A 12,885-nucleotide genomic window follows, 5' to 3' on the forward strand; every position below is an offset into this window, starting at 1 on the left:
TACCGAATCCACTGCTTGTCGTCCCACTCCAGGTGCCCCCGCGACGGCATACGCCTCAGGGTGGCACGCTCCTGCCAGTGTTGCCATGACCTGGTCGGGGTCCGACCCGTTGCCAGCGCCCGGCCCGGGTGTTCGTGGGGGCGACTCCGCTGGCCGACGAGGGCGCCGGCCGTCAGCCGCGCAGGTAGGCCAGCACCGCCCGGACCCGGCGGTGGTCGTCCTCGTCCGGGTACAGGTCCAGTTTGAGCAGCACGCTGCCGATGTGCTTGGCCACCGCCGTCTCCGTGATGAACAGGGTCCGTGCGATCGCGGCGTTCGACCGGCCCTCCGCGACCAGGCCGAGGACCTCGCGCTCCCGGCGGTCCTGCTGGCGATCGCGTACGAGTGACGGCCTGGTGGACCGGCCGGACCGCGGCTGGCGCAGGACCAACGGGCGGCGACCGTCGTGCCGATGAAAAGATCCGGGACGGGGCCTGGGTTCCCGTCCCGGATCTCGTCCGTGCCGCCGCGCTCACCGTTGCAGCGCGAGCTCCTCCTCGTCGGGGAGCGAGTGTCGCCCGTTCGGCGGTTCCGCCGTGGGGCGGTCGAGCCGGCTCGGCCACCACATCCGCCGGCCGATCAGCAGGGTGAGGGCGGGCACCAGGACCGACCGCACCAGCAGGGCGTCGAGCAGCACGCCGAAGGCGACCAGGAACCCGACCTCGACAAGCATCACCAGCGGAAGTGAGACGAGGACCGCGAAGGTGGCGGCCAGAACCACGCCTGCCGAGGTGATGACGCCACCGGTGGCCGACAGGGCTTTGAGCATGCCCGCTCTGGTGCCGAGACGCACGGCCTCCTCCCGGGCGCGGCTGACCAGGAAGATGTTGTAGTCCACGCCGAGCGCCACCAGGAACAGGAACGCCAGCAGCGGCACCGAATAGTCGATCCCCTTGAATCCGAGGATCGTGTCGAAGACGAACACGCTGCCGCCGAAGGCCGCGGCGAACGAGACAACCACTGTCGCCATCAGGATCAGCGGGGCCACGATCGCGCGCAGCAGCAGCCCGAGCACGATCAGGACGACGGCCAGCACCAGCGGGATCACCAGCCTCTCGTCGCGCCTGGTGGTCACCTCGGTGTCGAGGTTCTCCGCACTCGGCCCGCCGACGATCGCCTCCGCCCCGCTCACCGCGTGCACGGCGGCGCGCACCCGCTTGATCGTGTCGTACTCTGCGACGGTGTCCGGCGCGTCCCTGGGGAACACGGAGATGTCGACCCAGCCACCCCTGGCCTCACCCGGGAACGCCTGCGCCACACCGGGGGTGCCCTTGACGACGTTGAGCACCCGCACCTGGTAATCCGCCCGCGTGTAGACCGTCATCGGCATGCCGCCGAGCTCCGGGAAGTGCTGACGGAGAACGGTGAAGCCGGTGACCGACTCCGGCGGGGACAGGAACTGGTCCTGCTCCCGCAGCGGACCGGTGTTGCCCGTCAGCCCGACGGCGAGCACGCCGAGGACTCCGAGCGAGGCGAGCGTCGCCACCCACCGGCGGCGGCTGATGGCGGCGCCGAGCCGTCCCCACAGCCCCACCTTCTCCTCCACGGACGTGCTGAACCGCGGAACGGCCGGCCAGAAGATCCGCCTGCCGAGCACCACGAGCACCGCCGGGAACAGCGTCAGCATGGCCACCAGCGCGCACACGATGCCGGCCGCGCCGATCGGGCCCAACCCGTTGGTGCTGTTCAGGTCCGCGGCGAGCAGGCAGAGCAGGCCGGCGACCACGGTGGCCGCGGACGCGACGATCGCCGGTGCCGCGCCGCGCAGCGCGTGGACCATCGCGACCCGGACGTTCTCGTGGTGGTGCAGTGCCTCCCGATATCGGGAGATGAGCAGCAGCGCGTAGTCCGTGCCGACGCCGAACACCAGGATCGTCAGCAGCGCCGAGTTCTGGTTGTTGAACACGATGCCGAAGCCCTTGACGAGCAGGTAGACCGAGGCCATCGCGGTCAGTGCGGCCGCGCCAACGACCATGAGCGGGATGAACCACAACACCGGGCTGCGGTAGGTGAGGATGAGCAGGAGCGTGACGACGACGACGGTGGTGAGGAAGACCTGCAGATCGATCCCGTCGAAGACGGCGTCCATGTCGCCGTCGATCGCGGCCGGGCCGGTCACCTCGAGTTCCAGGCCGGCGGGGCGGTCCTTCGCGGCGTCACGCAACGGGCCGACGAGCTCCTCCGGTGCGCCGTAGGTCGTGCTCACGTCGAGGGTGAACATCATCGCCTCGCCGTCGGTGGACGGCGTCGTCAGCGAGCCCTCGTCCTCCTCGTCGGCCGCCTTCGGCGGGTACCGCTTGGCAAGCGTGTCGTAGTGGCGCTCGACCGTCGCGCGGTCGGCGTCGGTCAAGCCGCCGGCACGGTGGTACACGAAGACGAACGTGTTGTCCTCACCGCCGGGGAGACTGTCCTCCAGCGCCGCCACCTTGGTGGACTCGGCACCGGCCGGCAGGAGGTCCACGGCTCTGTCGGTGGTGACCGAGCTCAACTTCCCGCTCAGCGGCACCATGACCGCCGCCAGCGCCACCCACAGGCCAATCACCAACCACGGCACCCACCGGCCTGCCAAGCGACCGGGCGGCGCTTCCCCGGTCGGCGCTGCGTTGACTGCCATCCAAGCCTCCTACATGCGGGTTACATCGCTCATCTGAGGCCGACTTCGTACCGAGCGAACCTGAGACGACCGTTAAGATGCCGCTCAGGCCGGTTGGCCGAACCAGGTGTTGGCCCGTCCCGGTCGTTGGCGCTGCACGCTGGCAGAGTTCTGCTACTGGCCCTGCAGCAGAACTTCGCGAACCGCGCTGTCAATGACAAGGCGGGTCAGCGCACTGAGGATCTTGAACGAGTCGCGGGGCTCAGGCCATCACCGGCGTCTTCCGTACCGTCCGGTCGTTTCTGCGCGGACGTCCTGACGCGACGGTCGGCGGCTTACGTCAAGCAGTTCCGGCCCAACGGCCGATGTGTCGAGGTACGCCGCGACGGGTCAGGTGATCGAGTTGTAGACCGGGATGAAGCCGAGGCTCGCCCCGGTGGAGGTGAACACCTCGATCTTGCGGACCACGTTGCCCGGGCGGGATGCCGAGACGCTGTTGCCCACGCCGATGCCGCCGGCGGCGAGCAGCTTGCCGGTGGTCTTGATCGTGCCGGTCGCGGAGATCTCCGCGTTCCCGGTCCGCTGCATGACGACCGCGTCGGGTGGCGCGGACCAGTCGACCGCGGCCTCGACGTTGTTCCAGGCGACGGTGACCTCTGTCGCGCCGGGGATGACCGTGCCGTTCACCGTCTCCACCGGCTTCACCCAGATCGCCGCCCGGTCCGGGTCGTCCTGGCGACAGTGGTTGCCGACGACGACCGCGTGGTGGGTGCCCCGGTTGAGTGCGATGCACGTCGACGCGCGCTTGTTGTGCACCCGGTTGCCCGTGATCGTCACGTCCAGGGCGTACAGGATGTTGATGTTGCCGAAGTTGTCCAGCAGCGTGTTGCCGGTGATCGTCACGCCGTACGCGCGCAGCTTCTGGGCCTCCGGCACGTTGTCGGACGGCTTCTCCAGATGCTTGCGCTGCCCGTCGATCTCGATGCCACGCAGCACACACCCGGTGACGGTGTTGTCGGCGACGACGAGGTTCTTCAGCGACTGGGTGTAGATGCCGGACTGTCCGCACTCGGTGATGGTGTTGCCGGAGACCACGGTGCGGTCGGAGCCGGCCAGCACGTTGATGCCGTCGTAGTAGTCGGAGCTCGGCTGCCACGGTCCGCGCCGGGCCTCGTCGGTGGACCACCAGTCCATCGCCACGTGATTGCCGATGATGCGGATGTCGCGGCCGTTGACCGAGATGCCCTGCCGCGTGCCCTCGGTGACGCAACCGGTGATCAGCACGTCGTCGGAGGCGCCCGGCGGGTCGTCGAAGACCGAGATTCCGGTGTACCGCACGTCGATCACCCGGACGCCCCGGATCGCGCACCGGGTCGCCCTGGCCAGCAGCAGGCCATTGTAGATCTGGGTACGGTCGGTGTCGCGGATCGTCAGGTCTTCGACGGTTACCTCGCGCACGTCGGTCAGGCGCAGCACCGTGCTGATGTGGGAGGCGGTCGGCCTGGCGCCGGTGAGCGCGAGCGACGACCCGTTGCCGGCGATCGTCGCATTGGCGTACCCGGTGAGGCTGATCTCCTCGCTGACCCGGAACACCCGCCCCGGCGGGAAGTGCACGCTCTTGTGCGGCACCGTCAGCGTCGCGGCGTTCAGCGCCGCCTGGATCTTCGCCGTGTCGTCGGTGACCCCGTCGCCGATCGCGCCATGGTCGAGGACCGATATCCAGCCATCGCCGCTCGGCGCCGCATGGGCCGCCGGCTGTGCCACGATCGTGGCGCCGGCGGCTGCCGCACCACCGACCACCGCGGCCCGAAATGCGACGCGTCTGCTGAAGGTGTCGGTCACGCGGCACAGGCTAGCGAAACTCGGGCCGCGCGTGGGGGCGGGCGGCGCGGCCCATGAACCAGTCCGGCCGCAGCCGGACCTCACCGCAGGATCGGGCGAAGTCGGCTCAGGTCCGCGCGGCTCCGGGAGATGGTCGCCCTCACGTCCGGACCGCGTCGGACGCCTGGCCGGCCGGTTCGCGCAGTTCGGTGAGGGCGGCGCTGGCGCGGGCCTGCTCCTCGGGTTTGCCGATCTCCGTCGCCAGGGTCAGCGCCTCCGTGTGCCGGGCGATCGCCTCGTCCCGCCGGCCCTGCCCGGCCAGTGCCTGACCCAGTCCGTTGAGGACGCACGTCTCGCCGTACCGCTCGCCCAGCTCGCGGAACATCGCCAGGGCCTGCTCGTAGTAGCCGGTGGCGCTGCCGAAGTCGCCCAGCTTGACATGCGCGTCACCCAGGTTGTTGAACGCCGTCGCCTCGCCGCCGCGATGGTTCAGGTCTCGGAAGATCTCCAGCGCCCGGTGGTGGTGTTCGACCGCCGAGGCGGGACGGTTCAGGCGGGCCGAGACGCAGCCGAGGTTCGTCAACGTGTTGGCCTCGCCGAGCTGGTCGCCGACCTGCACGAAACGGTCGAGCGCCCGCTCGTGGTACCCGGCGGAGACCTCGCACTGGCCGAGCGTGCTGTGCACGACACCCAGGTTGCCCAACGTGCGGGCCTCGCCCCGGCGGTCTCCGAGCTGCCCGAACAGCGACCGCGCGTGTTCGAGGTGGTCGACCGCCTCCGGGTGGCGGCCCAGTTGCCAGCAGACCACGCCGAGGTTGGTCAGCGCGGTGGCCTCGGCGGTCCGGTCGCCGAGCAGCCGGGCCGCGTACTGCGCCTCGGTGTGCACCGCGACGGCGTCGGCCGGGTGTCCGCCGTTGTCGAGGTAAGAGTAGAGGATGCCGGCGAGCCGGACCGCGTGTTCGGGCCAGCCGTTGCGGGCCGCGTACAGGCAGCTGGCCACCAGGGTCGGGCGTTCCGCGTCGAGCCAGGCCAGGGCGGCCTTCGGGTCGGGCAGCGCCGGTCCGGGCGCGAGCCTCGGTGGCAGGGTCGGCCGGCGGTGCCCCTCGGCCGGGTAGAGCACGTCCATGGCCGCGCCGGCGCCGTACAGATAGTGGTCGAAGAGCCGGGTCAGTGCCGCCCGGCGGTCCGCCGGCCGGTCCTCCTCGTGCGCCCGCTCCTCGGCGTACGCGCGGATCAGGTCGTGCAGCACGTAACGGCCGGCGGTCGGCTGCTGGACAAGTGACTCGCCGACGAGATCCCGCAGGTGGCTGGCGGCGGTCGCCACGTCCGTGTCGAGCAGTGCGGCGGCGGCGAGGTCGTCCAGGTCCGCGCCGGGCTGGGCGGCCATCCTCCGCAGCAGCGTCCGCCGCCGCACCGGCAGATTCTGGTACGACAGGTGCAGCGCCAGCTCCACCCCGGTTTCCAGCCGGCGGTGCTGGTGGCGTTCGTCGAGCCGGTCGGCGTGGTCGGTGACCGTCCAGCCCGGCCGGGCCGCCATCTGGCCGGCGACCACGCCGAGCGCCAGCGGCAGGTGGCCGCAGCGGCGCGCGACCCGCTGGTACGCGAACGGGTCCGGACCGATCGGGACCTCGGCGACCGCCCCGGCCAGCATCTGTTCCGCCTCGTCCGGGCTGAACACCTCGACGTCGAGGCGGACCGTCGCGGCCAGGTCTTCGAGCCGCCGGCGGGAGGTCACCAGGGTCAGGCTGCCGGGGGAGTGCGGCAGCAGCGGCGAGACCTGCTCCACAGTGGCCGCATTGTCCAGGATGATCAGGATCCGCCGGTCGGCGACCAGCTCCCGCAACGCCGCCGTCCGGGCCGGCAGCCCGGGTGGGATCTCGTGGCCGGAGAGCCCGAGCAGGCGCAGGAAGCCGTCCAGCACCGCCGCCGGTTCGGCCGGCGGCTGTCCCGGGTCGGGGTGGAAGCCGCGCAGGTTGACGAAGAGCGTCGTGTCGAACCGGTCCTCGGCGGCCAGCAGGTGGCCGAGGTGCACCGCCAACTGGGTCTTGCCGACGCCGGCCATCCCGGAGAGCGCCGCCACTACGGCGCCGGCGTCAGCCCCGGCCGTCAGTCGCAGTCGGTCCAGCTCCCGCTGCCGGCCGCTGAACGTGGCGACGTCCGCCGGTAGCCGGTCGAGGACCCGCACCTGGGCGGTCGGCGTGGTCTCGGCGAGACTGACCCGCAGCGCCTGCCGCCAGTGCGCGACGTAGCCGGTCTCGTCGTGCAGCGCCTGAACCACCGCGACCAGCAGTTCGCCGTTGATCCGGCGGCGCCCGGTCTTGAAGCAGTCCACGATCGTGCTGCGCCGGGCCAGCTCATCGGCCGGGCGGCCGGCGGCGGTCCAGCGGGCGTTGACCCGCCGCATGATCATCTGGAACGAGGGGTCACCGGCCCAGAGCTTGAGCGCGCGCAGTGTCTCGACAAGTTCATCAAGGTTGCGGGCCTGCCCCGGATCGGGCGGCCCGGCGGCCGCAACGACCATCACACCTCCCCGGACAAACCCTCATGTTATCCACCGCATCGACAATCGTGACGGGATTAACGGCGGGGCCGGGGCGAGGGCCGGGGGAAGGGGCCGGCGCAGGTGCGCCGGCCCCTTCGGCTCACTGGTTTGGCGTGTCGGCGCAGTAGCCGACGGCGACCGTGTTGGCGCCGGGCTGCAGGGTCCGGTTCCAGTCGGCCCCGCTCACCCGGTACGTACCGTCGTCCTGGGCCTGCCGTTCGAAGCCCCAGGCGTTGGTGATCTCACCATCCAGCTCGACGTAGGCGTACCAGTCGAGGGGTTGGTCGGTCTTGTTCTTGGCGAACAGGGTGGCGCAGTAGCCGCCCCCGGCGTCCGACTCCCACCACTTGGTGGGCCGCACGGTCACCGCGATGTTGCCCTGGTCCGGGCCGACCAGCCGGCCCACTCCCCAGCGGGCGGTGGTCTGGTAGCCGGTGCCGGTCGGGTCGGCCCAGTTGCGGATCGAGGTGCGGGCACCCTCGGACGCGTCGTTGACCTGGAAGTCTAGGCCGTGGAAGGTGTCCAGGCCGCCGTATTCGAGCAGGCTGATCGCCGCCTCGACGGTGTAGCCGGTGTCGGTGCGGACCGCCGCGCTCTCCAGCCGGTTCGCCTGGAATCCCTCGTCCCCGGTGCCGAACGACACGACGTTGTCGGCGTTGATCCGGATCTGGGTGTCGTCGTACCGGTAGGAGCCGTTCTTGAAGTTGCCGGCGTCGACGTAGATCTCCACCGAGTCCTGGATCCACGGGTCCGAGCCGGAGACGTCGACCACCGGGTCGGCGACCTCGGCCAGCACGTACAGCGTCTGGCCCCGCCACAGGGTGCGGACCGTGGCCACCGCGCCGCCGGTCCCGGAGACCTGCTTCTCGGTGCGGACCTCGTTCGCGCCGGCCCAGGCCGGGTCGACCGCGCCGTCGATCTCGGGAGCCGTCCGAGCCTGGACGACCTCCAGGTAGGACAGCGGCTCGATCAGGGTGAGGGTGCCCTGCACCCCCGGGGTGTTCCAGCCGACGGTGTCACCGTTGTGGTCGGAGACCCGCACGTCCAGGGCGAGCGTGTCGCCCAGGGCGGCGTCGGTGAGCGGCAGGTGCGCGATCAGCGCGTAGCCGCCGTCGTGGTTGGCCGCCACCGCCCGCACGTCGCCGGTGCCGTTGCGGGCCACCGTGTACGTCTGGTCGCCCAGCTCGAAGGTGACGCTGTCCTTGCGGGCGCGGGTGTCGTCGGCGACCGTCACGTACACGGTCAGATGGTCCGGCGCCCAGCGGAGCTGGAACTGCGCCACGTCCTCGATCTGGTTCAGCGGCAGCTTGCGCCACTCCAGGGCGCTGATGTTCTTGCGGGTCAGGGCGACGTCACCGGCGAAGACGTTCGCGGTGCGCAGCCGGGCCGGCAGCTCGCCGTCCACCACGCCGTAGTAGGCGGGCTTGGCGCGGAGGCTGTCGTTGAAGATCAGCGGCGCCCCGTTGCCGGACCGCCAGGACCGACCGTCGGTCAGGCCCCAGACCGTGACGACATACAGCTTCTCCGAGTACGCCCGGAAGATCCGGAACGCGTCCCGCAGGAAGTAGCCCTGCTCGATGAGCTTGGCCTGGGTCACCGGCGTGCCGGTGGTGACGTCCAGCTCGGTGACCGCCTGGGTCAGCGGCAGGTCCGCGAAGGTGGCCAGCGCCTGCTCCAGGGTGCTGACCGGGGTGGCCAGCGAGACATGGAACTGGTGGCCCACGCCGTCGATCGGCACGCCCCGGTCGAGCAGCCGGTCGACAAGGGCCTTGTACCGGGCCTGCTTGCCGCTCTGCTCGGTGTTGTAGTCGTTGATGAAGAGGGTGACCGGGTCGGCGCCGGCGACCGCGTAGGTGTCGTTGAACGCCTCGTCGGCGTACTGGAACGCCAGGTCGATGAAGTTCTCGCCGAGGATGCGGTACCACTCGCTGCGGCGCAGCCCGTCGGCGTACTCGCCGCTGTCGCTGACCACCTCGTTCACCACGTCCCACGAGTTGAGCGGGTTGGTGTCGGAGCCGAACAGGCCGTAGTCGTCGGCGAGTGACTCGGCGACGGCGAAGATGTGGGTCCGCAGCCGGTCCCGCATGATCTGCTGGTCCGCCTCGGAGGTGCCGAGCGGCTCGCCGGCCTCGTTCTGGAAGAACCAGGCCGGGGTCTGGCTGTGCCAGACCAGCACGTGGCCGTAGAGGCCGATCCCGTTGGCCTGGGCGAAGTCCATCAGCGCGGTGGCCTGCTCGTGCCGGCGGAAGTTGCCGTCCGCGTCGTACCACGCCTCCGGCTTCATGTGGTTCTCCGGCGTGATGTGGTTGAAGTGCCGGGTCAGCAGCTGGGCGGGGGCGCCGAGTGTCTCCCGGCTGTCGATCGCGACGCCGACCGGGAAGTCGGTGGTCTCGTGGATCGGGGTCAGGTCCTCGATGACCGGCGGCTCCGGCACCTGGACGGTGATGTCGTCGACGAGGAAGTCGCTGGTGTTGCCGGTCTCGCCGTTCTGCCAGGCGGTCTCGAAGTAGAGCAGCGCGCTGTCGGCGGCCGGCATGGTGAAGCTCGCCGTCACCTGGGTCCAGCCGCTGTTGGTGATGCCATCGAACTGGCCCAGGGTGCTGAACGACTGGCTGTCGCCGGAGGTGCTGGCCAGGCTCAACCAGATCTGGTCGGCCGGCTGTCCCTCGGCGAACCGCAGCCAGGCGCTGACGTCGTAGGTCACGCCCGCCTCGAACAGGGTGGAGACGTCCCGGCCGAGGCCGGAGCCCTGGTCGAACCGGTCGGTCACCAGCGCCGCGGCGGCGCCGTCGTGGGCCACGTCGGAGAGTTCGACCGTCGGGGCGCCCGAGCCGCTGTCGCGCGGCCCCCAGCCGTCCAGCCCGTCCTCGAAGTCGGTGTCGATGACGACCGTGCCCGGCTCCGGCCCGCCCGGCCCGGTCTCCGGGCCGGTGATGCTGACGTCGTCGAGCAGGTACGGCGTGGTCCCCTCGGCCTCCACGTAGAGGGTGGCGGCGCTCAGGTCGGCGGGCATCGTGTACTCGCCGCCGATGCGTACCCACTCGTCGGCCGTGGTGGCGACGTTGCTGCCGACCCAGGTGTAGGTGTTGTCGCCGCCGGCGGCCGGGGTGGCCTCCACGGTGAAGTGGACCCCGGCGGAGCCCTCCGTGCCCGCCGGAAGTTTCGCCCAGGCGCTGATAGCGTAGGTGGTTCCGGGCTCGAAGAGGGCGGTCGCGCTCGTCGCGGCGCCCTGCCAGTCGGCGGTCCGGCCGGTTACCGAGAGACTGTTAGCGCTCTCATGACCCTCCGTTGCAATCGCGAGGGTGACCGAGCCGCGGGGCCCCCATGGGGCGTACGAGTCGGATTCGAAGTCGTTGCTGAGCAGGACGGCGTCCTGGGCCTGGGCCGGGGTGGCGACGGCGGCCGAGCCAACCAGGGTGACCAGGCAGAACGTAAGAATTGTGGACAGTTGCCGCGATGTTCGGGTCGATCTATTTCCGAGGCGCATCAAGGCTCCCTAACCGGGCGGGACGGTGCGTGGACGGTGCCTGGGAATCGTTGCCAGCAAATCCAGACGCGCGAATGCTATCCGCGTGAAGCGAGCTAGTCGAGACATGTCGGGGGAGGTTGTCGCCGGAATCGACGCAACCTCGGCATCCTCCGGAAGTTTCGGAGGTTGGCGGGCCGGGTTTTTCGGCGCGATCGGTCGTAACCGGACCGACGGGGGTCGCGGGTCGGTGGGACCGGTCCCTGGCGCGCCGTCGATTTACAGGGTAGAAACATCTCACCCCTTCTTTCATGACGTGATACAAGCTGTCGGTCGGCCGAGGGAGCGCTCTCTCACGCGCCGCCGGAGAGGAAGAACTTGATGACGACGCACCACCCCGGCGTACCGCGTCGGTCCGGACCGCCGGCGGCCCGGCGGCGCATCGCCCAGGCCCTCGTGCTCGGCCTCGCGCTCACCTCGGCCACCACGCTCGCCAGCGGCGCGGCCGGCGCGCAGCCGCCCACCCCCGGCTCGCCGGACCTCGGCCCCAACGTCACCGTCTTCGACCCGAGCATGCCGGTCAGCGAGATCCAGGCCACCCTGGACGCCACCCACGCCCAGCAGGTAAGCGACGAGATGGGCACCCGGCGGTTCGCGTACCTGTTCAAGCCCGGCAGCTACGGCACGGCCGAACAGCCGCTGCAGATCAAGGTCGGCTACTACACCGAGATCTCCGGCCTCGGCGCGTCCCCCACCGACGTGGTGATCAACGGCAAGGTGGAGGCGTACAACCGCTGCCTGACCGAGGGCGGGACCGCCAACTGCATCGCCCTGGTCAACTTCTGGCGCACCCTCTCCAACCTCACCGTCAACATCAACGCCGCCGGCCAGGACGAGTGCCGCTCGTCGGCCAACTTCTGGGCCGTCTCCCAGGCGGTCTCGATGCGCCGGATGAACATCACCGGCGGTGGCCTGTCACTGATGGACTACTGCACCGCCGGCCCGCAGTACGCCAGCGGCGGCTTCATCGCCGACTCCCGGCTGCCGGCCACCACCAACGGCTCCCAGCAGCAGTGGCTGACCCGCAACAGCGAGGTGGAGAGCTGGTCCAACGCGGTGTGGAACCAGGTCTTCGCCGGCGTCGAGGGCGCCCCGGACGACGCCGCCTTCCCCGACCCGCCCTACACCACCCTGGCGACCACCCCGCTGAGCCGGGAGAAGCCGTACCTCTTCACCGATGCGAAGGGCCGGTACAAGGTCCGGGTGCCGGCGGTGCGGCGCGACACCCGGGGCATCACCTGGGGTGACGGTCTCACCCCCGGCCGGACCATCGGGATCGACGACTTCTTCGTCGCCCGGCCGGGCGACCCGGTGCACGTCATCAACCGGGCGCTGGCCCGTGGCAAGCACCTGCTGCTCACTCCCGGCGTGTACGACGTCGCCCGCAGCATCGAGGTGAAGCGACCGGACACCGTGGTCCTCGGCATCGGGCACGCCACCCTGACCGCCGTGGGCGGCTCGGTGCCGCTGGACGTGGCCGGCGTACCCGGGGTGGTGGTGGCCGGCGTCACCATCGACGCCGGCGGCAAGGAGTCACCGGTCCTGCTGCGGGTCGGCAGCCGGTACGGCAACAACAGCAGCACCCGGCGCAGCCCGATCACCCTGTCCGACGTGTACTTCCGGGTCGGCGGGCCGCACATCGGCAAGACCGACATCGCGCTCGAGGTCAACGCCGACCACGTCCTGATCGACCACACCTGGGTGTGGCGCGGCGACCACGGCGTCGAGGGCTTCACCGAGGGGGTCAACGGCGACACCGACCGCTGGCGTACCAACACCGGCCGCTACGGCGCCGTCATCAACGGCGACCACGTCACCGCCACCGGGCTCTTCGTCGAGCACTTCCAGCGCTACAACACGGTCTGGAACGGCGAGCACGGCACCACGATCCTCTACCAGAACGAGCTGCCCTACGACCCGCCGACGCAGGCCCACTGGATGAACGGGAACGTGGCCGGCTGGGCCGGCTACAAGGTCGGCGACCGGGTCCGCAACCACACCCTGCACGGCGGCGGCGTCTACGTGTTCAACCAGAACAACCCGTCGATCCGCACCGAGAACGGCTTCGAGGTGCCGCAGCGGCCGGGCGTGCGACTGCACCACATCATGACCGTCAACCTCAGCGCCGGCACCATCGACCACGTGGTGAACGGCGTCGGCGAGGCGGCCGGCATGGACCGGGTCGGCGCCCCGGTCTACCTCCCGCTCTACCCGACCCCGTAACCCCTGGTGGGCCGGCGCCGCGCGCCGGCGCCGGCCCACCATCGGGTACGCCCAACCAACCCCGGGGTACGCGGCCACACGCCCGTCGGATCCGGCTGGGCACCCGCCTGCGCGGCGTCGCCGATCAGGCCGGGTACGCCG

The 12,885-nt window shown here is 70.6% G+C and carries 5 protein-coding genes and 1 pseudogene; 1 reads left to right on the forward strand and 5 read right to left on the reverse strand.

The window, feature by feature from the left end; translation table 11 throughout:
- Positions 1-172 precede the first annotated feature (172 nt).
- From O7627_RS08470 to O7627_RS08490, 5 genes and pseudogenes are all read right to left on the reverse strand, one after another.
- Positions 173-358: pseudogene (locus O7627_RS08470) on the reverse strand (helix-turn-helix transcriptional regulator); the annotation flags it as partial.
- Between the two features lie 153 nt (positions 359-511).
- Positions 512-2,581 carry an MMPL family transporter gene (locus O7627_RS08475; RefSeq protein WP_278098208.1) on the reverse strand — a complete coding sequence of 690 codons (2,070 nt, stop codon included), beginning with the start codon at positions 2,579-2,581 and terminating at the stop codon, positions 512-514.
- Between the two features lie 441 nt (positions 2,582-3,022).
- The gene (locus tag O7627_RS08480) at positions 3,023-4,474 is read right to left on the reverse strand and encodes a right-handed parallel beta-helix repeat-containing protein (RefSeq protein ID WP_278092947.1); all 1,452 of its coding nucleotides are present in this window, start codon (positions 4,472-4,474) and stop codon (positions 3,023-3,025) included.
- A 139-nt stretch (positions 4,475-4,613) separates the two neighbouring features.
- The gene (locus O7627_RS08485) at positions 4,614-6,974 is read right to left on the reverse strand and encodes a tetratricopeptide repeat protein (RefSeq protein ID WP_278092948.1); all 2,361 of its coding nucleotides are present in this window, start codon (positions 6,972-6,974) and stop codon (positions 4,614-4,616) included.
- Between the two features lie 121 nt (positions 6,975-7,095).
- Positions 7,096-10,482: an endo-1,4-beta-xylanase gene (locus O7627_RS08490; RefSeq protein WP_278092949.1), complete on the reverse strand. Its 3,387-nt coding sequence runs from the start codon at positions 10,480-10,482 to the stop codon at positions 7,096-7,098.
- 360 nt (positions 10,483-10,842) lie between these two features.
- On the opposite strand from O7627_RS08490, the gene O7627_RS08495 reads away from it, so the two are divergent.
- A complete protein-coding gene (locus O7627_RS08495; RefSeq protein WP_278092950.1) occupies positions 10,843-12,744 on the forward strand; it encodes an adenylyl cyclase in 1,902 nt (633 codons plus the stop codon).
- Positions 12,745-12,885: the final 141 nt, after the last annotated feature.

Source organism: Solwaraspora sp. WMMD1047, assembly GCF_029626155.1.
Lineage (GTDB): Bacteria > Actinomycetota > Actinomycetes > Mycobacteriales > Micromonosporaceae > WMMD1047.

Coding starts and splice junctions, on each gene's coding strand:
- O7627_RS08490 (WP_278092949.1), bottom strand. CDS start 10,482: ATGCGCCTCGGAAATAGATCGACCCGAACATCGCGGCAACTGTCCACA.
- O7627_RS08485 (WP_278092948.1), bottom strand. CDS start 6,974: ATGGTCGTTGCGGCCGCCGGGCCGCCCGATCCGGGGCAGGCCCGCAAC.
- O7627_RS08495 (WP_278092950.1), top strand. CDS start 10,843: ATGACGACGCACCACCCCGGCGTACCGCGTCGGTCCGGACCGCCGGCG.